Annotated in this window: 16 protein-coding genes; 7 read left to right on the forward strand and 9 right to left on the reverse strand. The window is 74.0% G+C overall.

Annotation, left to right across the window (positions count from 1 at the left end; translation table 11 throughout):
- Positions 1 to 296: 296 nt before the first annotated feature.
- From Mam01_RS28250 to Mam01_RS28280, 7 genes are all read right to left on the reverse strand, one after another.
- Positions 297 to 818 carry a hypothetical protein gene (locus Mam01_RS28250; RefSeq protein WP_204288192.1) on the reverse strand — a complete coding sequence of 174 codons (522 nt, stop codon included), beginning with the start codon at positions 816 to 818 and terminating at the stop codon, positions 297 to 299.
- Between the two features lie 369 nt (positions 819 to 1,187).
- Positions 1,188 to 3,707 (reverse strand): ComEC/Rec2 family competence protein, encoded by a 2,520-nt coding sequence (locus Mam01_RS28255; protein WP_239101685.1) that lies wholly within the window; start codon positions 3,705 to 3,707, stop codon positions 1,188 to 1,190.
- On the reverse strand, positions 3,707 to 4,753 hold the full coding sequence (locus Mam01_RS28260; RefSeq protein ID WP_204288193.1) for a ComEA family DNA-binding protein: 1,047 nt from the start codon (positions 4,751 to 4,753) through the stop codon (positions 3,707 to 3,709). The genes Mam01_RS28255 and Mam01_RS28260 overlap by 1 nt, the downstream gene beginning before the upstream one ends.
- Positions 4,754 to 4,928: 175 nt before the next feature.
- Positions 4,929 to 5,783, reverse strand: a complete 855-nt coding sequence (locus tag Mam01_RS28265; protein ID WP_204288194.1) for a DegV family protein — start codon at positions 5,781 to 5,783, stop codon at positions 4,929 to 4,931.
- Between the two features lie 74 nt (positions 5,784 to 5,857).
- On the reverse strand, positions 5,858 to 7,066 hold the full coding sequence (gene hutI, locus Mam01_RS28270) for an imidazolonepropionase (RefSeq protein ID WP_150937044.1): 1,209 nt from the start codon (positions 7,064 to 7,066) through the stop codon (positions 5,858 to 5,860).
- Positions 7,067 to 7,558: 492 nt separating this feature from the next.
- Positions 7,559 to 8,962 (reverse strand): GTPase HflX, encoded by a 1,404-nt coding sequence (hflX, locus tag Mam01_RS28275; protein WP_239101686.1) that lies wholly within the window; start codon positions 8,960 to 8,962, stop codon positions 7,559 to 7,561.
- A gap of 102 nt (positions 8,963 to 9,064) precedes the next feature.
- The gene (locus Mam01_RS28280) at positions 9,065 to 12,535 is read right to left on the reverse strand and encodes an ATP-binding protein (protein ID WP_204288196.1); all 3,471 of its coding nucleotides are present in this window, start codon (positions 12,533 to 12,535) and stop codon (positions 9,065 to 9,067) included.
- Between the two features lie 208 nt (positions 12,536 to 12,743).
- Here Mam01_RS28280 and Mam01_RS28285 point away from each other — a divergent pair, with 208 nt between their 5' ends.
- Positions 12,744 to 14,108 carry an FAD-binding oxidoreductase gene (locus tag Mam01_RS28285; protein WP_204288197.1) on the forward strand — a complete coding sequence of 455 codons (1,365 nt, stop codon included), beginning with the start codon at positions 12,744 to 12,746 and terminating at the stop codon, positions 14,106 to 14,108.
- Positions 14,109 to 14,252: 144 nt separating this feature from the next.
- Here Mam01_RS28285 and Mam01_RS28290 read toward each other — a convergent pair whose 3' ends face one another.
- Positions 14,253 to 17,609 carry an ATP-binding protein gene (locus Mam01_RS28290; protein WP_204288198.1) on the reverse strand — a complete coding sequence of 1,119 codons (3,357 nt, stop codon included), beginning with the start codon at positions 17,607 to 17,609 and terminating at the stop codon, positions 14,253 to 14,255.
- Between the two features lie 153 nt (positions 17,610 to 17,762).
- Between Mam01_RS28290 and Mam01_RS28295 the strand changes: the two genes are divergently transcribed.
- Complete coding sequence (locus tag Mam01_RS28295; protein WP_204288199.1) at positions 17,763 to 19,118, forward strand: FAD-binding oxidoreductase; 1,356 nt, start codon at positions 17,763 to 17,765, stop codon at positions 19,116 to 19,118.
- A gap of 33 nt (positions 19,119 to 19,151) precedes the next feature.
- On the opposite strand, the gene Mam01_RS28300 is transcribed toward Mam01_RS28295, so the two are convergent.
- Complete coding sequence (locus Mam01_RS28300) at positions 19,152 to 19,838, reverse strand: DUF4097 family beta strand repeat-containing protein (protein WP_204288200.1); 687 nt, start codon at positions 19,836 to 19,838, stop codon at positions 19,152 to 19,154.
- 145 nt (positions 19,839 to 19,983) lie between these two features.
- Between Mam01_RS28300 and aceB the strand changes: the two genes are divergently transcribed.
- From aceB to Mam01_RS28325, 5 genes are read left to right on the forward strand one after another with little or no spacing between them, the layout of a single operon-like run.
- Entirely contained in the window at positions 19,984 to 21,573 is a 1,590-nt protein-coding gene (gene aceB, locus Mam01_RS28305) for a malate synthase A (protein WP_204288201.1), read from the forward strand.
- Positions 21,574 to 21,597: 24 nt separating this feature from the next.
- Positions 21,598 to 23,049: an FAD-linked oxidase C-terminal domain-containing protein gene (locus Mam01_RS28310; RefSeq protein WP_150937032.1), complete on the forward strand. Its 1,452-nt coding sequence runs from the start codon at positions 21,598 to 21,600 to the stop codon at positions 23,047 to 23,049.
- Positions 23,049 to 24,452: an FAD-binding oxidoreductase gene (locus Mam01_RS28315; protein ID WP_204288202.1), complete on the forward strand. Its 1,404-nt coding sequence runs from the start codon at positions 23,049 to 23,051 to the stop codon at positions 24,450 to 24,452. The genes Mam01_RS28310 and Mam01_RS28315 overlap by 1 nt, the downstream gene beginning before the upstream one ends.
- Positions 24,452 to 25,723: a (Fe-S)-binding protein gene (locus Mam01_RS28320; RefSeq protein WP_204288203.1), complete on the forward strand. Its 1,272-nt coding sequence runs from the start codon at positions 24,452 to 24,454 to the stop codon at positions 25,721 to 25,723. The genes Mam01_RS28315 and Mam01_RS28320 overlap by 1 nt, the downstream gene beginning before the upstream one ends.
- 2 nt (positions 25,724 to 25,725) lie before the next feature.
- Positions 25,726 to 26,454, forward strand: coding sequence for an IclR family transcriptional regulator (locus tag Mam01_RS28325; protein WP_239101695.1), 729 nt, complete (start codon positions 25,726 to 25,728; stop codon positions 26,452 to 26,454).
- Positions 26,455 to 26,507 lie beyond the last annotated feature (53 nt).

Here is a 26,507-nt window from a genome sequence, read left to right on the forward strand (position 1 = left end):
TTCCGTCTGTTCTGGTCAGGGGAGGAACGGCACGTCCGCGTCGGCAGGCGGGACGGGCCGGCGCTCTCCGGGTTCCGCCGGGGTCGTGCCTGGAGTGCGCGCCCGCTCCCCGACAGGCGAGCGCACACCGGCACCATCCCCGCACTCGCCCCAAGGACACCGGGCAGGAAAGCAAGCGCGGATCAAAGAGCGGCCCCGCGAGTCCCGCCACGCTCACCCCACGGAACCCGAAGCACGTCACAGCGATCCACGAAACTCGGCACGGTTCAAGGATTCGAAGTCGTGAGCCGTACCGGCTAATCCCAGACGGTCACCGTTGCCGAGACTTGTTTATCGTCCAGTTCGTCGATGCTCAGGAGGGCGTACCGGCCCTGGTCGGTGAGCACGCAGGACGCATAGCCTCGGGCCACCCACGGTTCCGTGACCAGCGGCGCGGTATAGAGCGTGGTCGCGCAATCCTCGTAGCTGTGAATAGGGGCTGCCTGCAATGGCGCGATGCTGGGTTGATCCTGGCGAGCCACGATCGTCTTCATCTCGGGCCTGGGCTGGTATCCGACATCGTGGCCTCTCCAGCCGTTCGGGGTTCCGTTCCAGTCGGGTGCTTGGGAGTCAAGGTCATAGCCCCACCACCTCTTGAGCACGAGCCGCCCTTGACGTCGTACGACGTGTGCCACCCCTCCCGAGGGAGAGGCAGGCGGGGATGTCTGGAACGGCGCGTGAGTGGCCGACTCCGCGACCGACGAGGAGTCCTGATGTGACCAGACCTGCTGGATCAACGCGACCACGATGGTGCCCAGGACCGTTACCAGAGCGACCACGATGGCGCTCCTCGACTGTGCCGATATCTGCCGCGTCTCCTTGTCGTCCGCGGACCTCTGCCGTCGAGCCCGTCCTGCCATCGTCTCCCTCGCAAAGTCTCCCGCCTACATGATCGACCCGCATGTCCTGGACGTCCAGGGCACAACTCAGGTTGACGAGGGACAAGCTCAGGGCAGCCTCCGGGGACTCCCGGCCATGCCCGGAGAACGAGTTCGACCACCTATGTGCCCTTGGCGGGCAGGGTGACGACGAGGCCCGGTCGCGCCGTTCCTCGATCCCCCACCGCGCGGTTCCCAACGCTACGCAAAAGCGGCCTCGCAGGTCCCTCCGCCCTCAGCCGCTGGTCGTGGGCCTCTGGCTGTGCTCGGTCATCTGCCGCGTACGACCACGGCGAAATGGCCGTGGGCGGCGACGACGGCGATGTCTCCGGACAGGTCCGTGCGGTAGGGCCGCATGCCGAGCCCGCGCAGGCGGCGGAGCGTCACCTGGGCGGGGTGTCCGTAGTCGTTGACCGCGCCGACGCTGACGAGGGCCACCCGGGCCCCCGTGGCGGCGAGGAACGCCGGCGCCTGTCTGGATGAACCATGATGGGGAACCTTCAACACGTCCACCCGGGGGACGCCGTCACGCAGCAGGGCCTCCTGTGCCTCCGTCTCCAGATCTCCGGCGAGCAGGGCCGTGCCCAGGGGCGCTCCCTGATCTTCTTGGGCACCCGATGCGCCCTCCTCCTGTGCCCCGCCTCCCCGTGCCCCGTCCGTCGCCGGGGTGACCAAGGCCCCTCGTACCGCCGAGTTGCTTTCGGTCTGCTTGACCGCGTGGGCGGTGGCCGTTCCGGGCGTGTTGGACCAGCGGACGAGCAGCACGACGCTGGCGTTGTTGGCGATCGAGCCCTCTCCGGTGCCCTGGGGCGCGGTGCCGGGCTCCGGCGCCAGAACGGTGATCTCTGTGGGCCCGAACCGCCACCGCATGCCGCGCACGGCCCGCCACTCCGGGATCCGGGCCGCTTGGAGTTGCCGGGAGACCCGGCCAGCCTCCCCTTCCGGCAACCGGCCCGGGCTGACCACCACCGCGCCGACCGACCGGCCACGCAGCACCCCCGGGAGCCCGCCGACGTGATCGAGGTGCGGATGCGTGAGGACGACGAGCGGCACCTGCCGCACGCCGAGGGCACGCAGGCAGCGGTTGGCAGGACCGGGCGCCGGTCCCGCGTCCACCACCACCGCCCGGCCCGGACCGGCGGCCAGCACCAGAGCGTCTCCCTGGCCCACGTCGCAGGCGGCGAGCAGCCATCCGGGCGGGGGCCACGGCGAGACCACCGGCACGGCCACGAGAGCGGTGAGCAGCGCCCCCGCCGCGAGCGCGGCCGCGAAGCGCCTGCGCGCACGGCCCCGGAGGACGACCCAGCCCACCAGAGCCATGGCCGCGAGCGCGGCCAGGCCCAGGGCTCCTCCCGGCCACTCGGCGGCGGCGAAGGGAAGGTCCGCGGCCCGCTCCGCCACCGCGATGATCCAGCCGACCGCCCATCCCGCCGGACGCACCAGCAGCCGGGCCACATCCACGCTGATCGGCGCCGTCACCGCGGCGGCGAACCCCAGCACGGTCGCCGGAGGGACGGCGGGCTCGGCGAGCAGGTTGGCCGGGATCGCGGCCAGATCGAGCCGCCCGGACATCAGCACCAGCAGCGGCGTGACCGCCGCCTGCGCCGCGACCGTCACGGCCAGCGCCTCGGCGAGCAGACGGGGCATGCGGCGCTCCAGACGGTCACGCCAGCGCGGCGCGAGGACGAGGATGCCGCCTGTGGCGAAGACCGACAGCGCGAACCCCCACTCACGGGCCAGACCGGGTTCGAACACCAGGAGCCCGAGCACGGTGGCGGACAGGGCGGCCACCCCGTCCCTCGTCCGGCCCGTGCCGAGCGCGACAGCCGCGACCATGCCCATGACGAGGGCGCGCAGCACGCTCGGCGACGGCCTGGCCACGATCGAGAAAGCGATCATCGCGATGACCGCGACGACCGCCCGGACGGCGAGAGGCAGCCCGGCGAAGCGGCTCAGCATGAGCACCGCACCCGCGACGATCGCCAAATTGGTCCCGGATACGGCCGTTAAGTGGCTGAGGCCCGCCGTCGTCATGTCGAGGCGCACCCCCTCGTCCATGCGGGACACGTCGCCGACGACCAGGCCCGGCAGCAGGCCGCGCTGATCGTCAGGCAACACGTCGCTCGCCTCGCGCAGGCCCGCGCGCAGCACCTCGGCCGCACGCTGCACGGCGGACGGGCCGCCGATCGGCTCGGGCGGCCCGCGGACGAGCAGCACGGCCGCGACCGGCTCGCCCGGCCGCGCCGGGCCCAGCCTTCCGCGTACCCGCACCCGCTGGCTGGGCAGCAGTGAGCGCCATCCGGCGGCGGGGCCGAGCAGCACGACGGGGACGTCCACGACGTACCACTCCCGAGTGGCCGACACGAGCAGGGCCCTCGCCCGCACCACGGCCGTGTCGCGGCGGGTCACGCCGCCCGGGTGCGGCCGGATGCGCGGGTCGTCGGTGATCTCCGCCTCCACGGAAACTGCCGCCTGACGCCGGGCCAGGTCCGGCACCGGCCCGGTCGTCACCTCGTGCACTCTGAACGCCACCACGGTCGCGGTCACCGCCACGGACGCCAGCACGGCGAGACCGGCTCTCGCGGCTGCGCCTGGCCCTCCTCCTCTCCACCGCCGCCGGGACGCCGCCGTCCGGAGGGCGACGGCCGCGACGGCGGCGGTCAGCGCCACCGCCACCCCGGCGACGACCGGGCAGGTCAGCAGCACGAGCGCGGCGAGCCAGGAGGCCAGCGCCGGAGCCACCAGAGCCACCGGACCCGCGCCGGGACGGCGGAAGGGCTGGGCGGGCATCAGACCGTGACCTTGTCGCGGAGTTCGGCGAACTTCCTCTCCCCGATGCCGGGGACGTCCTTCAACTGGTCGACGCTCTGGAAGCCCCCGCGGGCGTCGCGGTAGTCGACGATGCGTTGCGCGATCACACCCCCGACCCCGGGCAGCGCGTCGAGTTGCGCGGCGGTGGCGGTGTTGAGGTTGACGACTGCGCCTCCCGGCGTCCCCGCCCCTCCCGGCGGCGCGTCCGGACCGGCCGCCTCGGCGGACTGGGCCGGGCTCCCCACGGTGATCTGCTCGCCGTCCACCACGTGCCGGGCGAGGTTGACGCCGCCCGGACTCGCTCCCTTGCGGACGCCTCCCGCCGCCTCGATCGCGTCCGCCACCCGCGCGCCCGGCGGCAGGACGAACACCCCTGGCCTGCGGACCTTGCCGGTCACGTAGACCACGACCCGCGCCGCCGGCCCAGAGGACGGACCGCCGAATCCGCCCGCCCCCGGCGTGTAGGCGGTCGCGCCCGGCCCTCCGGTCCGCACCGAGTCCTGGTCCCGATCCGGACCCAGGCCCGGACTCGTGCCCGGACCTCGGCCCGCTGCCGGGTTCGGAGGCGCTGCTGGACGCGCACCTGGGTCAAGTTCCAGCTTGGCGGCGGCCGGGAGCGGGGGTGCGACGGGTTCGGCCACCGCCCGTGACCGCCACACGACCACCCCGGTGACGACGGCGGCGAGCAGGCCGGCGGCCACCAGCACCCGCAGACCCGGCACCCCCGGATCCATCCGCGCGAGAGCCCGGCCCAGCGACGCCCGCTCCAGCACGGGTTGCGCGTACGGCTCGCCGTCCTCCTCTTCCGGCGGCGGGACCGTCCCTCGGTGATCGCGGTCATCACGATCGCGGGCCTCCCCCGCCGGATGAGGGGCGCCGAACGACGGCGGCGGGCCGGGCGGGGACGGCACCGATCGCAGGCGTGCGGACGGCGGGACCGGGTCCGCCGGTCGCAGCAGCCCGCGCAGACGGGACTCACCGACGGCGACGTCGCGTGCGGTTCCGCGAAACTCCTTGCTCAGCACGCCATGGACGGTAGACACGCGGCGTACGCCCGGCGGCTCCCGAACTCGGTTCTGTGGACAACTATCGGGCCTGCCGCTCCCCCGCCCGCGCGACGCCGCCGTAAGCCCGGAAAGCCGCGCGCCGGACACGCACCGCCTGCGGCACGAGAAAGCTCGGCCGCGTGTCCGGCGTGGATCAGTCCGCGGCGCCGGGGGTGATGGTGACGCCGAGCACTCCGGGCCCGGTGTGGGCGCCGAGGACCGGCCCGATCTCGACCACCCACATCCGTACGAGCCGGGGCAGCCGGGCCGTCAGGCCCTTCATGAGCGCCTCGGCCCGCTCGGCCGCCATCAGGTGCTGCACCGCGACGTCGACCGGCCGTTCGCCGGCCTCCTCCACCACCAGGTCCTCCAGGCGGGCGAGGGCGCGGCTCGCGGTGCGGACCTTCTCCAGCACGGTGATCTCGCCGTCGGCCAGACGCAGCAGCGGCTTGATCGACAACGCCGAGCCCAGCAGGTTGGCCACGCGGCCGATACGTCCGCCGCGACGGAGATATTCGAGCGTGTCGACGTAGAAGACCGTGTCGGAGGCGGCGGCTGTGCGGCTCGCCACCGCGGCCACCTCGGCGGCCGGGGCTCCGGCTCCGGCCGCCCGCGCGGCGGCGAGAACCGCCAACCCCAGTCCCATCGCGATCGACCGGCTGTCGACCACCTGGACCGGTACGGGCGCCTCACGGGCGGCGAGGCGTGCGGAGTCGACGGTGCCGGACAGCGCGCCGGACAGGTGGACGGAGACGATCTCGGTGGCGCCACCTGCGGCCGCCCGCTCGTACGCCTCGGCGAACCGCTCGGGGGACGGGCGGGAGGTGACGATCGGCGAGCGGCCCTGCAGTGCGTGGGTGAGGAGCCCGGCATCGAACGGCGTCACGTCGTCGATCTCGTGACCCCCGAGGATCACCTGGACCGGTACGACGGTCACGTTCCATCTGCCGGTCGCCTCGGCGCCGAGATACGCCGTGGAGTCGGTGACGACCGCGACGGATGGTGACATATCGCGAGATTACCCGGCGATGATCGCCTGGGAACCCGCCCGGGAACCCGTGCGTGAACCGCGCCGCACCGGCCTCACTGGACGGGGACGCCGCCCCGCCAGACGCGCCGCGGCTTGAGACCGAACGACCAGGCGAAGGCGCCCTCGTGATCGGCGTCCCACTGCACGATGTCGGCGAGGCGGCCGGGAGCGAGGATGCCGCGGTCCGGCGCGCCGAGGACCTGGGCGCCGCCCAGCGTGGCCGCCCGCAGAGCGTCGCCGACGCTCATCCCGAACGCCGCCACGGCCAGGCTGATCACCAGGGACATGGAGGTGATGCCGCAGTGGCCGGGATTGTGGTCGCTGCCGAGGGCCACGGACACGCCCTGGGCCAGCATCCGGCGCACCGGCGGGAGATGCCCCACCTGGAGCGCCGCGCCCGGGCACACGACCGCGGGCACGCCGTACCTCGCCATGAGGGCGATGTCCTCGTCGGAGGCGTGGTGGAGCAGGTCGGCGGAGGCGCAGCCCATCTCGGCGGCGAGCTGGACGGCGCCGCGGCGGTTGTACGCGCCGGCGTGGACGCGCGGCAGGAGCCCGACGTTGCGGCCGGAGGCCAGCACCCAGCGGGCCTCCTCGGCGGTGAAGTGGCCGTCGTCGCAGTAGACGTCGACGCTGTCGGCCCCGGCTCCGGCGGCGTCCGCGCACCAGGAGGCGACCGCCTCGACGTAGTCGCGCTGGCGTCCGAAGTATTCCGGCGGCACCACGTGGGCGGCCAGGAACGTGACGTGGACCCGCGGCATCATCGGCTCTTTTTCGAGCTCGCGCAGGAGCCGCACGTCGGCGAGCTCGCCGTCACGGGTCAGGTGATAGCCGGTCTTGGCCTCGACGGTCGTGGTGCCGCTGAGCAGCCACTCGCGCAGCCGCTCCCGCACGCCGTTGCACAGGGTCCAGGGGTCGGTGCCGCGGGTCACGGTGACGGTGGAGCCGATGCCGCCGCCCGCCGCCGCGATGGCCGAGGAGCTGGAGCCGCCGGAGCGCATCGCCATCTCGGCGTAACGGTTGCCGGCGTAGACAGGATGGGTGTGCGCGTCGATGAGGCCGGGCGTGACGAGCGCTCCGCCGAGGTTCTCCACGTGGTCGACGTCGACGATGTCGTCGACGACCCCCGGGACGCTCTGCGGGAGGTCGGCGGCGCGGCCCACCCAGGCGATGCGGTCGTTGTGCACCAGGATCGCGGCGTTGCTGCACACATCGTGCCCGGTCCACAGCCGGCCGATGTTGGTGAGAAGGCGAACGGTCATCCGACCACCCGCCGGTCACCCCTGGACGTCGAGCGGCCCCAGCCGGTGGGCTCCGGGCCCGCCGTGTCCGCTTCGTATTCGGACGCCATTGGGGGTCTCCTGACCTCATCGCGCACGGGGTTGTTGTGCGATGACACTACCGCCGGGGTGTCGAACCCGGGCGATTCAGTTCAGTTACGTTATTTCACGGGTGGGTTCGATGTACAGGGTTAACGACAAGAACCCACGTCAGCCTCGCGAGCACCGAGACATACCAGAAGTTTCACGCGCCGCAGTGAGGTTCGGATGCCCGGCTCCGACCTGCTTGTCCACGAGCGCCTGCGGATGGGTGACCACGCTGCCTGGAGACATATTCCACCCGTACCATAAGGTCCCATTGGGCTTTCCTTATCGTACCAAGGGCATGCCTTGACGGGCCACCGACACGCCGGAGGCGGCCCGTCAGGAAATGGCGCGGATCAGGCGGTCCGGATCTGGGCGATCCGGACCGGATCAGACGGTCTCGACGGGCTTCGCCACCCTGTCGAGCTCCGCGTACAGGTCGGCGAGGACCCGCGCGTGCAGGATCGTGCCGTCGCCGGTGTGCTCCAGCGACAACACCTCGCCCTCGCTGTGCGCCCGCGCGACGAGGTCGCCCCTGTCGTACGGCACCAGCATCCTGACCTCGTGGTCGAGGCGGGGAAGCTCGCGCTCGATCATCGCCATCAGCTCGCCGATCCCGGCCCCGGTGCGCGCGGAGACGACGATGCTGTGCCGTTCCGTCATGGTCAGCCGGGTCAGCACGACCGGGTCGGCGGCGTCGGCCTTGTTCACGACGATGATCTCCGGGATGTCCCGGGCGCCCTCGATCTCCGCGAGCACCTCGCGGACGGCCGCGATCTGCGACTCGGGGTCGGGGTGCGATCCGTCCACCACGTGCAGGATCAGATCGGCGTCGGCCACCTCCTCCAGCGTCGAGCGGAACGCCTCGACGAGCTGGTGGGGCAGGTGCCGGACGAACCCGACGGTGTCGGCCAGCGTGAACAGCCGGCCCTCGGGCGTGCGCGCCTTCCGCACGGTGGGGTCGAGGGTCGCGAACAGGGCGTCCTCGACCAGCACGCCCGCGCCGGTCAGCCGGTTGAGCAGCGACGACTTACCGGCGTTGGTGTATCCGGCGATCGCCACCCCGGGCACCTCGCGGGCCTGCCTGCGGTGCCGCATGGTCTGCCGGGCGGTGGACATCTCCTTGATCTGCCGCCGCAGCTTGGCCATGCGCTCGCGGATGCGCCGCCGGTCCAGCTCGATCTTGGTCTCGCCGGGGCCGCGGCCGCCGATGCCCACGCCGCCGGCGGCCCGGCCGCCGACCTGACGTGACAGGTTGCCACCCCAGCCGCGCAGGCGTGGCAGCAGGTACTGCAGCTGCGCCAGCTCGACCTGGGCCTTGCCCTCGCGGCTCTTGGCGTGCTGCGCGAAGATGTCGAGGATGAGCGCGGTCCGGTCGATGACCTTGACCTTGACGACCTCTTCGAGCTGGCGGAGCTGGCCGGGGGTCAGCTCGCCGTCGCAGATCACGGTGTCGGCCCCGCTGGCGGCCACGATGTCACGCAGCTCGACCGCCTTGCCGGAACCGATGTAGGTGGCGGGGTCGGGCCGGTCGCGGCGCTGGATCAGACCCTCCAGCACCTGGGATCCGGCGGTCTCGGCGAGGAGCTTCAGCTCCTGCAGCGAGTTCTCCGCGTCCACGGCGGTGCCGCCCGCCCAGACGCCCACCAGCACGACGCGCTCCAGACGGAGCTGACGGTATTCGACTTCGGTGATGTCTTCGAGCTCTGTCGACAGACCCACCACGCGGCGGAGCGCCTGGCGCTCTTCCAGGTCGTAGTCGCCCACGGCGAGGTCTTCGGGCTCGTATCGCATATATGTCATCTCTACTAGACAGAACAGTCGGACGCCCCGATGCCTTCCCGCACGGACGTCTTCTGTCGATGGTGACACGAGGCCCGGGAGTGCCGCACTCCCTTATGCCCGGAGCCGATCCAGGAGTCGCGCGCTCTGCCCGGCCCAGTAGCCGAGCTTCAGGCGGACGTGGGTCTCGTGGGCCCGGCGCGCGTGGTCCAGGGCCCGTTCGCGGTCGCCCGTCGCCTCCGCCAGCAGCGCCAGGGCCTGATGGACGGAGCCCCAGCCAGCCGTGCCGTGGCCGTGCAGGGCCAGCCGGTCCCCGTACGGCGCCAGCCTGTCGTACAGGCCAGAGGGATCGGGGACGCCGAGCTGGGCCGCCACGTACGACCAGACGACGGCGACGAACTCCCCCGACCAGTCGTCGGGGATCGTCGTGCCCCATCGGGCGACCAGTTCCTCGGCCAGCTCGCGGTCGCCCACGTCGAGCGCGGCGAGCACGGCTATGGGACGCAGCGGATCGTTGTGCGGCTGGGAGGCCGCCGTGACGATGTCGTCGAGGATCTCGGCGACCCTGCCCTGTCCCCGCCGGCAGGTGTAGAGCATGGTCGGCCGCACGTTGCCGAGGCCCCACATGCTGCTGTCGCCGAAGACCTCGCCGAGCTCGGCGACGAGGTCTTCGACCTCGTCCCAGCGGCCCTCCAGGGTCAGCCGCGCCGCCTGGGCGATGCGCACCATGGCCGTCAGCTCGGCGCTCCTGACCTCCTGCAGCAGCTGCTCTGCGCGGGCCAGATCGCGGTCCCACTCGGCCAGCTCCCCCTCCCTGAACAGGCACGACATCCGGCGTACCCGGGCCACGACCTCGGCCGCCGCGGGAAGATCGGGCACCGCGAGCATCTCGTCGGCGGCGCGGCGGCGCTCGACTTCCCGCTCCGGCACCCAGGACGCGATCATGTAGTTGTTGAGCACCTGGAGGAGCAGGGCGGGGTCGCCTATCCTCCGGGCGATCTCCAGGGCCTCTACCACCATCGCCTCGCCCTCCGCCCGGCGCGGCCCGTAGTTGAGCTCGATGCCGAGAGTGCCGAGCAGCGCCGCCCGGTGGGCGTCGTCCAGCGGGCCCGCCAGCAGCTTCTCGAGCAGGGCGACCGTGTGGTCGTCGACCACGCCGTACGACCGCCAGTTCCAGACGCTGAGGGTGCCGAACACCGCCACGGCCTCCACCAGGGCCGCCCGGTCGCCGGTGTCCTCCGCCAGCCGGATGGCCTCCTCGAGTGCCGTCTGGGCCCGCAGGGCGTCCCCGACGACGCGCAGCGACCGGCCCAGCTCGATCAGCAGGCGGCACCGCCGGGCAGGGTCGCGCCTGCCGAGGGCGAGCAGCGCCTTGTCCCACAGCTCGACCGCCTCGTCGTACGCGCGCTGAGCGGTGGCCTGCCTGGCCGCCCGGGCGGCGTAGTCGACGGCCTTGTCCGCGCCGCCGACCCGCGCGGCCATGGCGAAGTGGTGGGCGAGGACGGGCAGGCGGGCCGTCCCGTCGCCGGCGGGCAGCGTCGTCGGCAGGGACTCCAGAGCCTCCGCCACGTGCAGGTGGAGCCGCGCCTTGTCGAGACGGCCGAGCCCGGCGTAGAGCGCGTCGCGCACCAGCGCGTGCGAGAAGCGGTAGTCGAAGCCGTCCGGCGCCTCGGCCAGGAGGCCCACGGCGACGGCGGGCTCCAGCAGCGACATCACCTCCTCGGCGGGGGTCCGCGTGAGCGCCTCCAGCACGTCGAGGCTGACGTCGCGGCCCAGGACGGCGGCGCGGCGCAGCAGTTCCGTGGTGGGCCCGGGCAGCCGCGCGACCCTCCTCCCGATGACCTCCATGACGCCTTCGGGCACGCCCAGCGAGGCGGCGTCGAGCCGGTGCTCGCTGCCGAGCAGCCGCAGCAGCTCGCCGAGGTAGAAGGGATTGCCGCCGGTGCGCCGGTAGAGCAGGTCGGCGAGTGCGGGGTCGGTCACGTCGTGCCGCCGCAGGAACGCCGCGACGTCCTCCGGGGTGAACGGCCTGAGCGTGAGGCGTTCGGCGCCGGGCTCGCGGGTGAGGGCGGCGAGGGCGTCACGCAGCCGCTCGGGCTCCCTGCCCGGCTCCGGCCGTACGGTGGCCAGCACCAGCACGGGCCTGCGGTGCAGCTCGGAGGCGAGGAAGCCGAGCAGCCGCAGCGAGGCCGCGTCGGCCGCGTGGAGGTCGTCCAGCACCACCAGCGTCGGTGTGCCGGACCGCGCGAGCGCGGCCAGCACTCCCTCGTACAGCTCGAAGAGCGCGGCCTCGGGGTCGGCGGGGGCGTCGGCGCCCTCGCCCGCGAGGAGCCGCGCCGCGGCCCTGCCCCGCTCCCCCAGCTCGCGCAGCGCCTGCAGCCACGGCCAGAACGGCGGGGCGGCCTCGGCCTCCACGCAACGGCCCCAGACGACCGCGACGCCGCGCGCCTCGGCCTCCTCGGCGGCGAGCTGGGCGAGCCTGGTCTTGCCGATCCCCGCCTCGCCGGTCACCAGCAGCACGCCGCCGCGTCCCCGCCGTACGGCGCCGAGCCGCTCGCCGAGACGGGCGAGCTCCTGCTCGCGGGCGATGAACGCCCCGTACGGCGACGCCGCGGGCGGTACCGGCTCGGGGGCCGGCTGGGACACCACGTGCCAGGAAGACGTTCGCAGGGACGTTCCCTCCGCGGCCGCTCCCTGTTCAGACGGTCCCTGTTCAGACGGCCCCGGCGAGGACGGCGGCTGCGGGGACGACGCCTGCTCGAAGGACGCCTGCGGGGGCGCGTTCAGGGCCGCTTCCGGGGGCGCGGGCGCGTCCAGGGCCGCCGACTGCTCCAGCACGGCCTGCTCCAGCCGCCGCAGCTCCGGGCCGGGCTGGAGGCCCATCTCCTCGTCGAGCAGCGCGCGCACCCGGCGGAGCGCGCCTAGCGCGTCGGTCTGCCGGCCCGACCGGTAGAGGGCGAGGACGAGCAGGCTCCACAGCCGCTCGCGGTACGGGTACGCCTCGACCAGCCGCTCCAGGTCGGCCACGCAGGAGGCGCCGTCGCCCATCGCGAGCCTGGCGTCGAACCGGTCCTCGACCGCCACCGCCCGCAGTTCGCCCAGGCGCGCGATGACGGGCTGGGCGAACTCGTAGGCCGCGAACTCGGCGAGCGGCTCGCCCCGCCAGGTCTCCAGCGCGCGGTCGAGCAGCCCGAGCGCGGCGGCGTGCTCGCGCCGGCCGAGCGCCTTGCGGCCGTCCTCCACCCAGGAGACGAAGCGCGCCAGGTCGACCCGGATCGGCGCGACCGACAGCAGGTAGCCGGGCTCGCGGGTGAGCAGCACAGCCGGGGGCGTCCGCGGCCTGCGTCCCGGTTCCAGCGCCTTGCGCAGGTTCGAGACGTACGACTGGAGCGTCGCGGTGGCGCTGGAGGGCGGCTCGCCGGCCCACAGCTCGTCGATCAGCCGGTCGAGGGAGACGATCCTGCCGGGGTCCAGGGCGAGGACGGCGAGCACCGCCCGCTGCTTGCGCGGGCCGAGGTCGAGGACCCGGCCGTCGCCGTCGATCACCTCGAAGGGGCCGAGCAGCCGGAAGGACAGCGAGTTCATGACGACGTGCTCCGATCGCTCTCCTGTGACCGCCGCGTGTAAGCGTAAAGCCGGGACAGGCCCAACCGGAACGGTCCATTCGGGACGCCACTTGGGGGCGACTTGGACGGTCTTCAAGCGGCGCTCATACCCGCCCCAATCCTCGTGTTCCACGGTGGTTCCGCAGGGTGGTTCCGCACGGGGAACCCACACATGTGGAGGGGAAGACATGAACCAGATCGAGGCGCTCGGCGCCGATCTCCGCCGGGTGGTGCGCGGCCGGGTGCTGACGCGCGGCGACGAGGGCTTCGACGGCGCCCGCCGCCCCTGGGACCTGGCCGTCGACCAGCGGGTCGCGGCGGTCGTCGAGGCGCGGGACGCCCAGGACGTCGCGGCCGTGGTCGGCTACGCGGGGCTCGCCGGGCTGCGCGTCGCCACCCAGCCGAACGGGCACGCCCCCGCCGCCTTCGACGACGCGATCCTGCTGCGTACGGGGAACCTGCGGGGGCTCACCGTACGCCCCGGGGAGCGGGCGGCGCGGGTGGAGGCCGGTGTCTCGTGGGGCGAGGTGCTGACGGCGGCCGGAGAACACGGGCTGACGCCGCTGGCGGGCAGCACGGGGGTCGTCAGCGCCACCGGCTTCACCCTGGGCGGCGGCCTGGGCTGGTTCGGGCGCAAATACGGCTTCGCCGCCGACAGTGTGCGGGCCTTCGAGGTCGTGGACGCCTCCGGCGAGCAGGCGACCGTCACGGCGGACAGCGACCCGGAGCTGTTCTGGGCGCTGCGCGGCGGCGGCGGCGACTTCGCCGTGGTGACCGCGATGGAGCTCGACCTGCACCCGGCGCCCGTGCTGTACGGCGGGCGGATCCTGTGGCCGGCGAGGCGGGCCGCGGAGGTGCTGGCCGCCTTCCGCGCCGTCACGGCGGAGGCGCCCGAGGAGCTGACCGTCTGGTTCCACCTGCTGCAGTTCCCGCCGCTGCCCGAGCTGCCCGAGCCGCTGCGCGGCCTGTCGGCGGTGACGGTCGACGTCACCTATCTCGGCGACCCGGACGAGGCGCGGGCCCTGCTGCACCGGTTCGACCTGATTCCCGGCCCGATCTTCGACACGCGCGGCCGGATGCCGGTGGCGAACCTCGCGGACATCTGCGCGGAGCCGACCGATCCGACGCCCGCGCTGCTGCGCGCCGAACTGCTCCACGGGCTCGACGACGCCACCGCGGCGGCGATGCTGGCCGCCGCCGGGCCCGGCACCGTCGCGCCGCTCGCCTCCGTGCAGATCCGCCACCTCGGCGGGGCGCTCGCCCGGGTGGACGAGAAGGGCGGGGCCTGCGGCCACATCGCGGAGCCGTACCTGCTGAGCGCGCTCGGCGTGCTCGCGGCGCCCGGCATGGAGGAGGCGATCCGGGAGCGGCAGTCGGCCGTCGCCGCGGCGGTGGCGGGGGCCGCGAGCGGCCGCAGGCCCTTCACCTTCCTCGGCCACGGCGAGCCGGCCGCGTCCGCCTTCCCCGCCGAGGTCCTGGCTCGCCTGCGCGAGATCAAGCGCCGCCGCGACCCGGACGGCGTGCTCACCGGCAACCACCCCGTCCTCGGGTGACGGGGACTGGGGTGACGGGGACTGGGGTGATGGGGACTTGGGATGACGGGGACTGGGGGGACGGGGACTTGGGATGACGGGGACTGGGGGGACGGGGGTGGGGGGACGGGGACTGGGGGGACGGGAGCCGCGGGTGAGGCGGGCTCAGCCGTCCAGCTCGGCGAGGAGACGCGCGCTCCGCCCCGCCCAGTGGTCCAGGCCCAGGCTCAGGTGCGTCTCGTGCGCCCGCCGCGCGTGACGCAGGGTGAGGTCGCGGCCGCCCGTGGCGTCCGCGAGTTCGGCCAGGACCAGGTGGGTCGAGCCCCATCCGGCGCCGCCCATGCCGCTCACCACGAGCCTTTCCCCGTACGGCGCGAGCCTGCGGTAAAGGGCGGCGGGATCGGGCACGCCGAGCCGGGCGGCGAGGTGGCCCCACACGACGACGAGGAACTCGGTGGTCCAGTCGTCGCGGATCTCCCCGCCCCAGCGTTCCGCCAGCCTACGGGCGAGGGCGGGGTCGCCCGCGTCGAGGGCGGCCAGCGCGGCGACCGGACGCAGCGGCACCATGTCGGGGTCGTGCGCCCGGGACACGAGCCGGTCGGCCACCTCCCCCACCCGGCCCTGCTCGCGGCGGCAGGTGTAGAGGGTGATCATGCCGGGATAGTCGAGGCCCCACATGCTGAAACCCGCGATCAGCGAGGTGAACTCGTCCGCGAGACGTTCGGCCGCGGCCCAGTCGCCCCGCATCGTGCGGCCGGCGGCCTCGGCGATGCGGGCCATCCCGGTCAGCTCGGGCCGCCTGATCTCGTCCGTCAGCCGCGTGCAGCGGGCCAGGTCGCGGTCCCACTCCGCGAGCTCGCCCGCCCGCAGCAGGTGGGCCATGCGGAAGACGCGGGCGACGGCCTCCTCCGCCGGGCCCAGGGGCAGGGCGAGCATCTCCTCGACCGCGCGGCGGCGCTCGTCCTCCCTCTCGGAAACCCAGGCGGCGACCAGGTAGTTGTTGAGCGAGCGGGCCAGCAGGCGGGGGTCGCCGGTGCGGCGGGCCAGCCGCACGCCGTCGGCCGCCAGCCGCTCCCCCTCGGCTCTGCGCGGGGAGTAGTACAGCTCCATACCGAGGGTGCCCAGCAGGGTGGCGCGCTCCACGTCGCCGAGCGGCTCCCGCAGCAGGCGCTCCAGCAGGGCCACCGTCTCGCCGTCCACGACGCCGTAGTGGCGCCAGTTCCACACCGACATGCCGCCGAACGCGGTGACGGCCTCGATCAGCGTCGCGCGCTCGCCGATTCCCGCGGCGAGCACGATCGCCTCCTCCAGCGCCTTCCTCCCCCCGGCGACGTCGCCGACCACGCGCAGCGCCTCGCCTCGGCGCACCAGCAGCGCGCAGCGCCGGGCGGGGTCCCCCGAACCGAGCGCGTCGACGGCCCTGCCCCACCAGTCCGCCGCCTCGTCGTACGCGCAGCGGGCCGCGGCCTGCCGGGCGGCCCGGACGGCGTACTCCACGGCCTTGGCGGCGCCGCCCGCCCGGGAGGCCGCCACGAAGTGGTGCGCGAGGACGGACACCTCCACGCCGGGAAGGCTCTCCAGCGCCTCTCCGGCGCGCAGGTGCAGCCGCGCCGCGCGCGCCCGGCCGAGACCCGCGTAGAGGGCGTCGCGCACGAGGGCGTGTGAGAACCGGTAGTCGAAGCCGCCGGGCACCTCGACGAGCAGGCCCGTCGCCACGGCCGGTTCGAGGCGCAGCATCACCTCCTCAGCGCCCAGGCCGCAGGCGGTCTCCAGCGCGTCGAAGCTCACCTCCCGGCCGAGCACGGCGGCCGTCTCCAGCAGCGCGCGGGTCTCCTCCGGCAGCCGTCCGACGCGGCGGCCGATGACCTCGCGCACGCCCTCGGGGACGCCGAGGGACGCGGCGTCCAGCCGGTGCTCGCTGTCCAGCAGCCGGATCAGCTCGCCCAGGTAGAAGGGGTTGCCCCCGGTGCGCTCGTGGAGCAGCGCGGCGAGCCGCCCGTCCGGCAGCTCCCGCCCGGCGAGGTAGGCGGCGACGTCCTCCCGCGTGAACGGCGGCAGCGTGAGCCGCTCCACGCCGCGTTCGCGGGCGAGCGCGGCCAGCGTGTCGCGGAGCTGCTCGGGGTCGCCGCCGGGCTCGGGACGGATCGTCGCCAGCACCAGCACCGGCGCCCGGTGCAGCTCCCCGGCCGCGAAGGCGAGCAGGCGCAGGGACGACGCGTCGGCCCAGTGCAGGTCGTCGAGGACGAGCAGCGCCGGACCCGCCGCCCCCAGCACGGCGGTCACGCGTTCGTGCAGCTCGAACAGGACCCTGCGGGGGTCGTCGCCGCCCTCCGCGTCGGCCGGGGCGTCATCGGGAGGGCCTCCGGACAGGGCGGCGAGCGCCTCCGCCACGTCCGCCCGCCGGTCCCGGCCGAGGTCGCGCAGGACTCCCAGCCAGGGCCAGAACGCGGGTGCGCCGGTGTCCTCCGCGCAGCGGCCCCAGGCGACCGTCATCCCCAGGGCGGCCGCCTCGCCGGCCGCCGCCTCGGCGAGACGGGTCTTGCCGATGCCCGCCTCCCCGGCGACCAGCAGCACGCCGCCGCGCCCCCGCCGCGCCTCGGCGAGCCGGGTGGCGACGCGGCCGGTCTGCTCGCGCCGGGCGACGAGCCCGGCGTGGACGACCGGCACCGACGTCGTCCCGGGCGGCACCACCGTCGTCCCGACCGGCACCGCCGCCCCCGGCTCGGCGGGCGGGGTGAGGAGGGCGGGCCCGGCGCCGTCGAGCTCGGGCGCCTGGCCGAAGACGGCCTGCTCCAGCCGGCGCAGCTCGGGGCCGGGCTCCAGGCCCAGCTCCCCGTCCAGCAGCGCCCGGACCCTGCGCAGCGCCGCGAGGGCGTCGGCCTGCCGGCCCGACCGGTAGAGGGCGAGCACGAGCAGTCCCCACAGCCGTTCCCGGTACGGGTGATCCTCCACCAGGCGTTCGAGGTCGGGCACGCACGACGCCGCGTCACCGAGCGCCAGCCGGGCCTCGAACCAGTCCTCTGTCACGGCGGCCCGCAGCTCCGCCAGTCGCGCGACCACCGGCCGGCCGAACTCGTACGCCGTGAACTCGGCGAGCGGCTCGCCGCGCCACGTCTCCAGGGAGCGGCGCAGCAGGTCGGCCGCCTCGCCGGGCGCGCCCCTCGCCAGCATCCGGCGGCCGTCCTCGGCCAGCGCGGCGAAGCGGGCCAGGTCCACCTGGCCCGGCGCGATGGCCAGCAGGTAGCCGGGCTCGCGGGTGAGCAGGACCCGCGGCGGCGTGCGCGGCGCCCTGCCGGGCTCCAGCGCCCGGCGAAGCTGGGAGATGTACGCCTGCAGGGTCCCGGTGGCGCTGGCGGGCGCCTCCCCCGACCACAGTTCGTCGATGAGGCGATCGAGCGAGACGACGCGTCCGGGTTCCAGGGCGAGCATGGCCAGCACGGCGCGCCGCTTGGGGGTGCCGACGTCGACGGCACGGCCGGACGAGTCGACGACCTCCAGCGGGCCGAACAGGCGAAAGTCCATTTTTCCCCATAAGAGCGGAGGGTCCGGTTCGTAGCGTATTGCCGGACCCGCCACCGCACGAACAGCGCGCGACTAGCCGTCTCCTAATCGACCGCAAGCCTTCCCTCGCAGGATGTTCTCCGACTCCCCGGAACATCGAGCGGAAGGACGAGCATGTCTACCTTGGAAAGCGATCTGCGGCGGATGGTGCGCGGCCAGGTCCACGTGCCCGGCGACCCGATCTTCGAGACCGCCCGGCTGCCCTGGAACCGAGCGGTCGACCAGCGGGTCCGGGCGGTCGTGGAGATCGAGGACGCGGCCGACGCCGCCGTCGTCGTCCGGCACGCGGCGCTCGCGGGTTTGGCCGTGGCGGCGCAGCCGGGCGGGCACGGCGCCACGACCAGCCTGGACGGGACGATCCTGGTGCGCACCGGCCGGCTGCGCGGTATCGAGGTCGATCCGGAGCGCCGTGTCGCCAGAGTCGGGGCCGGCGTGCAGTGGGGCGAGCTGCTCACGGCGACGGGCAAACACGGGCTGACGGGCCTGCCCGGAAGCTCCCCCGTGGTGAGCGTCGTGGGCTACACCCTCGGCGGCGGGTTGAGCTGGTTCGCCCGCAGGTACGGCTGGGCCGCCGACGGCGTGCGCGCCTTCGAGACGGTCGGCGCCGACGGCGTGCCCGCCCGCGTCACGGCCGACTCCGACCCCGACCTGTTCTGGGCGCTGCGCGGCGGCGGCGGCGACTTCGCGCTGGTGACCGCGGTCGAGCTGGACCTGCACCCCGTGCCCCGGCTGTACGGAGGACGGATGCTGTGGCCCGCCGACCGGGCCCCCGAGCTGCTCGCCGCGTTCCGGGAGGTGACGGCCGGCGCCCCCGCGGAGCTGACCGTCTGGTTCACGATGGTGAGGTTCCCCCCGGTGCCGCAGGTCCCCGAGCCGCTGCGCGGCCTGGCCGCGGTCGCAGTGGACACGACGTTCCTCGGCGGCGAGGAGGAGGGACGCGCCCTGCTCCGGCGGTTCGAGGACGTTCCCGGCCTGCTGCTCGACAGCCGTACCGCCATGCCGCTGGACGAGCTCGGCGGCATCTGCGCCGAGCCGACGCAGCCGGTGCCCGGGGCGGGCCGCGGCGAGCTGCTGACCGGTCTCGACGACACCGTGGCGGGCGATCTGCTCGCCGCCGTCGGCGACATCGCGCCGCTGGCGAGCGTGCAGGTGCGTCACCTGGGTGGCGCGCTGCGCCGGCCGGCCGCCGGCGGCGGCGCGTGCGGGCACATCGCCGAGCCGTACGCCCTGGGCATGATCGGGCCGATCATGTCGCCCGAGGGCGGGCGGGCGGTGCACGCGCGGCTGGCGGAGATCGCCCGCTCCGTGGCGCCGCACACGACCGGCCGCAAGCCGTTCACCTATCTCCACGCGGACGAGACCGCCGCCTCCGCGTTCGACGCGGAGACGCTGGCCCGCCTGCGCGAGATCAAGCGCCGCCGGGACCCGCACGGCGTCTTCCGCAGCAACAAGCCGGTGTCCGCCCAGTAGTAGCGCCGGTCACAGCGATGATCACAGCGGCGATCAGAGCTTGCGCACCTCGGCGTCGCCCGAGCCCGCCCTGACGACGATCTTGTTCGGCGCCGAGTCGTCCTCCGCGAAGTCGACCCGGCGGTCGCCGCTTCCCGTCGTCGCGTCGATGGCGTAGGCGCCGTCCGGGAGCCAGACCTTGCCGTCGCCCGAGCCCGTCACGGCCCGCACCTCGGCGGGGACCGCCGTGAAGCGGAGCGTGACGTCACCGGACCCGGTCCGGGCGTTGACCTCCTTCGCGGCGAGACCGCGGGCGTCGACGTCGCCGGAGCCGGTCGACGCCTCGACCTGGCCGGTCAGGTTCCGCAGGGTCAGGTCCCCCGAGCCGGTGTCGATCTTGACGGCCAGCCCGCGCGGCACCTCCACCTTGTAGTCCACCGAGCACCGGCCGCACTTGTACTTCAGCGTGAGCGTGCCGCCGTCCACGGAGTGGCCGTCCTCGGTCTTCGGCCTGATCCCCCACCAGTGCAGGGTCTCGGTGACGTGGATCCCGGACCGGTCGCTCTCGCTCACCACGACGTCGCCCGAGCCGGTGTGCGCGTCGACGAGGGTCACCGCGTCCTTCACGTCGTAGGACTGCAGGGCCTGTTCCCCGCCGAAGCCCAGCGTCCCGCCGCACGCCGTCACGGTCAGGGTCAGCCCCAGGGCGGCCCCCGCGACGGCCAGGGTTGTCTTCTTCATGGTCCCGATCCTCCGGCACGCGTGCGCCGGCTCCCATCAGGGAAGGCCCTAGGCCGTCCCTGGTGCGGCCCTCACGTTGACCCCCGGCCACACCCTGACGTAGCGTCGATTCCACCATTCAGAATAACTTTTCCGGAGGGTGGAAATGGTGGAAGGTGTCGAGATCACAGGACCCCTGCTGGACCGGTTCGACGAGATCCTCACCCCCGAGGCCCTCGGCTTCGTGGCCACCCTGCAGCGCGAGTTCGACCCCCGGCGGCGGGAGCTGCTCGCCGCCCGCCGGGCACGGCAGGCGGAGCTGTCCGCGGGGGGCACGCTCGACTTCCTTCCCGGGACCGCCCACCTCCGGGCGGCCGAATGGCGGGTCGCCCCGCCCGCCCCCGGACTGGAGGACCGCCGGGTCGAGATCACCGGGCCGGTCGACCGCAAGATGACGATCAACGCGCTCAACTCGGGCGCCAAGGTCTGGCTCGCCGACTTCGAGGACGCCAACTCCCCGACCTGGGAGAACACGGTCAACGGCCAGCTCAATCTGCGCGACGCCCTCGACCGTACGATCGACTTCGAGTCGGGCGGCAAGACGTACGCGCTGCGGCCGGACGAGGAGCTGGCGACGGTCGTGGTCCGTCCGCGCGGCTGGCACCTGCCGGAGAAGCACATCCTGGCGGACGGCGCGGAGATGTCCGCGTCGCTGGTCGACTTCGGGCTCTACTTCTTCCACTGCGCCGCGCGGCAGATCGGCAAGGGCCGCGGGCCGTACTTCTACCTGCCGAAGATGGAGTCGCACCTGGAGGCGCGGCTCTGGAACGACGTGTTCGTCCGGGCCCAGGAACTGCTCGGCGTTCCCCGGGGCACGATCCGGGCGACCGTGCTGATCGAGACGTACCCGGCGGCGTTCGAGATGGAGGAGATCCTCTACGAGCTGCGCGAGCACTCGGCGGGCCTCAACGCCGGCCGCTGGGACTACCTGTTCAGCGTCATCAAGAAGTTCCGCACCCGGGGCCGGGAGTTCCTGCTCCCCGAGCGCAACGCGGTGACGATGACCGCGCCGTTCATGCGGGCCTACACCGAACTGCTGGTGCGCACCTGCCACAAGCGCGGCGCGCACGCGATCGGCGGCATGGCGGCCTTCATCCCCTCCCGCCGCGACCCCGAGGTCAACAGGGTCGCGCTGGAGAAGGTGCGGGCCGACAAGACGCGCGAGTCGGGCGACGGCTTCGACGGCTCCTGGGTGGCCCACCCCGACCTCGTCCCGATCTGCCGGGAGGTGTTCGACGGCGTGCTCGGCGACCGGCCCAACCAGCTCGACCGGCTGCGCGAGGACGTCAACGTCACCGCCGAGGACCTGCTGTCGGTGTCGAAGACCCCCGGCGAGATCACCGAGGCGGGGCTGCGCGGCAACGTGGACGTCGGCCTGCGCTACCTCGCGGCCTGGATGGGCGGCAACGGCGCCGCGGCGATCCACAACCTCATGGAGGACGCCGCGACCGCCGAGATCTCCCGCTCCCAGGTCTGGCAGTGGATCCACAACGACATCACCCTGGCCGACACGGGCGAGGTGGTGACACGCGATCTGGTCGAGCGGATCATCGAGGAGGAGCTCGCCGGCATCGCCGCCGAACCGGGCTACGACGAGGAGCTCTACCGGCAGGCCACGGCGCTGTTCAAGGAGGTCGCCCTTGACGACGACTTCGCGGAGTTCCTCACGCTTCCCGCGTACCGGCGGATGCCGTGACGACGTGAGCGAGAGCGAGAACAGATGTCCGTGCTCGAACGGCTGACGGCGCGGCTGACCGCCGTGCTCCCGCCGGACGCGGTGGTGACCGACCCGGTGCGGCTGCGCACCTACGAGTGCGACGGGCTGACCGTCCACCGGGCCACCCCCGGCGTGGTCGTGTTACCCGAGACCACCGAGCAGGTCGCGGCCGTCGTACGGCTGTGCCGCGAGCACGGCGTGCCGTTCGTCGCGCGGGGATCGGGCACGGGTCTGTCGGGCGGCGCCCTCCCCCGCGCGGACGGCGTGCTGGTCGTCACCTCCCGCATGCGGCGGATCGTCGAGATCGACATCCCGGGCCGGCGGGCCGTGGTGGAGCCCGGGGTGACGAACCTCGCGATCACCGAGGCCGTCCGCGACCAGGGCTACTACTACGCCCCCGACCCCTCCAGCCAGCAGATCTGCTCGATCGGCGGGAACGTGGCGGAGAACTCGGGCGGCGCCCACTGCCTCAAGTACGGCTTCACGGTGAACCACGTGCTCGCCGCCGAGATCGTCACGCCCGACGGGGACGTCGTGGAGCTGTCCGCCGGCGATCCCGGCTACGACCTGCTCGGCGCGTTCGTCGGCTCGGAGGGCACGCTCGGCATCGCGACGAAGATCACCGTACGGCTGTCACGGGCGCCGGAGGCGGTGACGACCCTGCTCGCCGCCTTCACCGGCATCGAGGCCGGCGGCCGGGCGGTGTCGGCGATCATCGCGGCGGGCGTGGTCCCCGCCGCGATCGAGATGATGGACGCGCTGGCGATCGAGGCGGCGGAGGCCGCCGTCCGCTGCGGCTACCCGGCCGGGGCGGGAGCGGTGCTGGTGGTCGAGCTGGACGGGCCGCGCGCCGAGGTGGAGCACCAGTTCGCGGCCGTCGAACGCATCTGCCGCGACAGCGGCGCCTTCGAGATCCGGACGGCCGCCTCCGCCGAGGAGCGCGCGGCGATCTGGAAGGGCCGCAAGTCGGCGTTCGCGGCCGTCGGCCGGATCAGCCCGGCGTACATCGTGCAGGACGGGGTGGTGCCGCGGACCGCGCTGCCGCGCGTGCTCGCGGGCATCGACCGGCTGCAGGAGGAGTACGGCATCCGGGTGGCGAACGTCTTCCACGCGGGCGACGGCAACCTCCATCCCCTCGTGCTGTTCGACGACGCCGTGCCCGGTGAGCGCGAGCGCGCCGAGATCGTCAGCGGGCGCATCCTCGACCTGTGCGTCGAGCACGGCGGCTCGATCACCGGGGAGCACGGCGTGGGCGTGGACAAGGCCCGCTACATGCCCCGGATGTTCACCGAGGACGACCTCGGCACGATGCAGCTTCTGCGGTGCGCGTTCGACCCGGAGGGCCTGGCCAATCCCGGCAAGGTCTTCCCCACCCCCCGGCTGTGCGGGGAGGCGCCGGGAGTGCGCACGGGCGTGCACCCGCTGGTGGAGGCCGGTCTGGCGGAGCAGTTCTGATGCACGGAGAAGGGACGCCCGACCCCCTGGACCCCTCGGCTGTCACGAGCCACCCCGGCCCGGACGCCGGGGACACGCCCGGCGCGCGGAGCGCTCTGGAGCCGAGCGGGGCGGGAGACGCGCTCGCGGCGACCGGCGTGACCGTGCGCGAGGCGGGCGACGGGGACGAGGTCGCGGGCGTCCGGCCGCGCTGGGTCGCCCTGCCCGAGTCGGCCGAGGAGATCGCGGCCGTCCTGCGCGCCTGCGCGGCGCACGACCTGGCGGCCGTCGCGACGGGCGGCCGGACCAAGCTGCACTGGGCCGCCCCGCCCGAGCGCTGCGACGTGCTCGTGGACCTGGGCCGCATGAACCGGGTGCTGGAGCACACGCCGGGCGACCTGGTCGTACGGGTCCAGGCCGGGGTGACCGCGGAGGCGCTGGCGAGCGCCCTCGCGGCGGAGAACCAGGAGCTCGCGCTCGACGTGCCGGTGCCGGGCACCACGGTCGGCGGGCTGCTGGCGACCGGGATCGCCGGGCCGCGCGGGTTCCGTCACGGCACCGCGCGCGACCTGCTCATCGGGATCACCGTCGTGCTGGCCGACGGCACGATCGCCAGGTCCGGCGGGAAGGTCGTCAAGAACGTCGCCGGGTATGACCTCGGCAAGCTCTTCACCGGCTCGTACGGCACCCTCGGGATCATCGCGGACGCCACCTTCCGCCTGCGACCGCTGCCCGCCGCCCGCGCCTGGGTGACGGCGTCCGTCGGACGGCCGGTGACGGAGACCGCCACGCCCTATGCGTACGAGGGGCAGACGCTCGACACCACCTCCACCGACGTGGCCGCCGCGCTACGGGCGATGGTGCCCGCGATCACCGAGTCGCCGCTGGAGCCGAGCGCCGTCGAGGTCGACTGGCCCGACGTGGACGGCCCCTGCTGGGTGGCGGTCCTCGTCGAGGGTTCCGCCGCCGCCGAGCGCGCCAAGGCCCTGTCGGCCCTGATGGGCGGCACGGCCGAGGTGAGCGAGCAGCCGCCACCCTGGTGGGGACGCCTGCCCGAGCCAGACGACACCCTGCTGGAGCTCAGGGTCGGGGCCTCCTCGCTTCTCCACCTGCTCCCCGCCCTGAGAGATGCCGCTCACGCGTCGGGGGCGCACCCGGTGATCCGCGGCTCGCTCGCCGCCGGGATCCTGCACATCGGTCTGCGAGGCACGCCCGGTGAGGTCGCCGGGTTCGTGGGCCTGGTGCGCGACGACGCCGAGGGGACGTACGACGGCCGGGTGGTCGTGCTTTGTGCGCCGGTGGAGGCCGCGCGCCGTCTGGACCGGTGGGGGCGCGTCGGCGCGCTGCCGCTGATGCGGCGGGTCAAGGAGCGGTTCGATCCCGGCCGCCGGCTCTCCCCCGGCCGCTTCGTCGGAGGGATCTGATGGACCCCGAGCTGATCAAGGATTGCGTGCACTGCGGGTTCTGCCTGCCCACCTGTCCGACGTACGTGCTGTGGGGCGAGGAGATGGACTCACCGCGCGGGCGCATCCATCTGATGGGGCAGCACGCCGAGGGCACCCCGCTCACCGGCGCGATGGCCGGGCACTTCGACGCCTGCCTGGGCTGCATGGCGTGCGTCACCGCGTGCCCGTCCGGGGTGCGCTACGACCGGCTGATCGAGCAGACGAGGGCAGTGGTCGAGCGGGAGCACGTGCGCCGCCCGGACGAGCGGGCGGTCAGGGCCCTGGTGTTCGCTTTGTTCCCCTACCGGCGCAGGCTGCGGGCGATGCGGCTGCCGATGCGGCTGGGCAGGCGTCTCCAGCCGTTCCTGGAGCGGGTGAACCCCTCTCTCGGCGCGATGGCCGAACTCGCCCCCGCCGCCGTCCCCCGGGCCGTACGGCTGCCGCCGCTGGTCCGGGCGCGGGGGCCGCGCAGGGCCAGGGTCGGGCTGCTCACCGGCTGCGTGCAGGGTGAGTTCTTCCCGCAGGTCAACGCGGCCACGGCGCGGGTGCTCGCGCTGGAGGGCTGCGACGTGGTGATCCCGCCCCGGCAGGGCTGCTGCGGCGCGCTGTCGCTGCACTCCGGCCGCGAGGCCGAGGCGAGGCGGTTCGCCCGTCGTACGGTCGCGGTGTTCGGCCGGGCGGGTGTGGACGCGGTCGTCGTCAACGCCGCCGGTTGCGGGTCGAGCATGAAGACCTACGCCGAGGTGCTCGCGGACGAGCCCGCCTGGGCGGCCCGTGCCCGGGCGCTGCCGGTCCGCGACCTGGCGGAGTTCCTGGCCGAGCTCGGACCGGCCGCCGAGCGGCGCCCACTGCCGGTCTCGATCGCCTACCACGACGCCTGCCACCTGGCCCACGCCCAGGGCGTGCGCGCGCAGCCGCGCGACCTGCTGCGCGCCGTCCCCGGGCTGGAGTTACGGGAGGTCGCCGACTCGGCGATCTGCTGCGGGTCGGCGGGCACCTACAACCTCTTCCAGCCGGCGGCGGCCAGGGAACTGGGCGACCGCAAGGCGGAGCGGGTGCTCGCGACCGGCGCCGGCGTGCTGGTGTCGGCCAACCCGGGATGCTCCATGCAGATCGCGGCGGCGGTCCGCAGGGCGGGCGGCGGCGAGATCCGGGTCGCGCACACGGCCGAGGTGCTCGACGCCTCGCTGCGCGGGCTCGATCCCGATGTGCTGGGACGGCCCCCGAAGCCCAGGAGGATGATGCGGTGAGCGTGCAGAGCGTCGACCGGGCGCTTGACGTCCTGGAGGCCCTGGCGGAGCAGGGCGGCCAGGCCGGGCTGTCGGAGATCGCGGCGCGGACCGGCCTGCCGTACGGAACGATCCACCGGTTGTTACAGACGCTGCTCGCCCGGGGGTACGTCCGGCAGGAGTCCGACCGGCGGTACGCCCTGGGCGGCGCGCTGGTGCGGATCGGCGGGGTGGCGGAGCGGATGCTGGCGGTCTGGGCCGAGCCGTACCTCACCCGGCTGGTCGAGCTGTCCGGGGAGACGGCCAACCTCGCCGTGCTGGAGGGGGACTTCGTCGTCTACGTGGCCCAGGTGCCCTCGCCGCGCAGGCTGCGGATGTTCGCCGAGGTCGGCCGCCGGGTGCTGCCGCACAGCACGGCCGTGGGCAAGGCGCTGCTGGCCGGGCGCGCCGACGCGGCGGCGGTGTTCCGGCGCACCGGCCTGCCCCGCCGTACGGACCGGACGATCACGGTGCCGGAGGAGATGCTGGCGGAGCTCGGCCGGGTCCGCTCCCGGGGGTACGCGCTGGACCTGGGCGAGGAGGAGAGCGGCGTGCACTGCATGGCCGTACCGGTCCATGACGGCGGGCGGACCTTCGCGGCGCTGTCGGTGTCGGGCCCGGCCGAGCGCATCGACGCGATCGACCGCGAGGAACTGGCCGCGATGCTGCGCAAGGTCGCCGAGGACTTCGGCGCCGCCGTCTTCCGCTCCTGACCCGACGCTCCTGACCCGGCACTCCTGGATCGATGCACCTGGTTCGACGCACC

This window comes from Microbispora amethystogenes (assembly GCF_016863015.1).
GTDB classification, from domain to species: Bacteria; Actinomycetota; Actinomycetes; order Streptosporangiales; family Streptosporangiaceae; genus Microbispora; species Microbispora amethystogenes.

Coding starts and splice junctions, on each gene's coding strand:
- Mam01_RS28295 (WP_204288199.1), top strand. CDS start 17,763: ATGTCTACCTTGGAAAGCGATCTGCGGCGGATGGTGCGCGGCCAGGTC.
- Mam01_RS28310 (WP_150937032.1), top strand. CDS start 21,598: ATGTCCGTGCTCGAACGGCTGACGGCGCGGCTGACCGCCGTGCTCCCG.
- Mam01_RS28285 (WP_204288197.1), top strand. CDS start 12,744: ATGAACCAGATCGAGGCGCTCGGCGCCGATCTCCGCCGGGTGGTGCGC.
- Mam01_RS28255 (WP_239101685.1), bottom strand. CDS start 3,707: ATGCCCGCCCAGCCCTTCCGCCGTCCCGGCGCGGGTCCGGTGGCTCTG.
- Mam01_RS28300 (WP_204288200.1), bottom strand. CDS start 19,838: ATGAAGAAGACAACCCTGGCCGTCGCGGGGGCCGCCCTGGGGCTGACC.
- Mam01_RS28280 (WP_204288196.1), bottom strand. CDS start 12,535: ATGAACTCGCTGTCCTTCCGGCTGCTCGGCCCCTTCGAGGTGATCGAC.
- Mam01_RS28265 (WP_204288194.1), bottom strand. CDS start 5,783: ATGTCACCATCCGTCGCGGTCGTCACCGACTCCACGGCGTATCTCGGC.
- aceB (WP_204288201.1), top strand. CDS start 19,984: ATGGTGGAAGGTGTCGAGATCACAGGACCCCTGCTGGACCGGTTCGAC.
- Mam01_RS28315 (WP_204288202.1), top strand. CDS start 23,049: ATGCACGGAGAAGGGACGCCCGACCCCCTGGACCCCTCGGCTGTCACG.
- Mam01_RS28290 (WP_204288198.1), bottom strand. CDS start 17,609: ATGGACTTTCGCCTGTTCGGCCCGCTGGAGGTCGTCGACTCGTCCGGC.
- hutI (WP_150937044.1), bottom strand. CDS start 7,066: ATGACCGTTCGCCTTCTCACCAACATCGGCCGGCTGTGGACCGGGCAC.
- hflX (WP_239101686.1), bottom strand. CDS start 8,962: ATGCGATACGAGCCCGAAGACCTCGCCGTGGGCGACTACGACCTGGAA.
- Mam01_RS28320 (WP_204288203.1), top strand. CDS start 24,452: ATGGACCCCGAGCTGATCAAGGATTGCGTGCACTGCGGGTTCTGCCTG.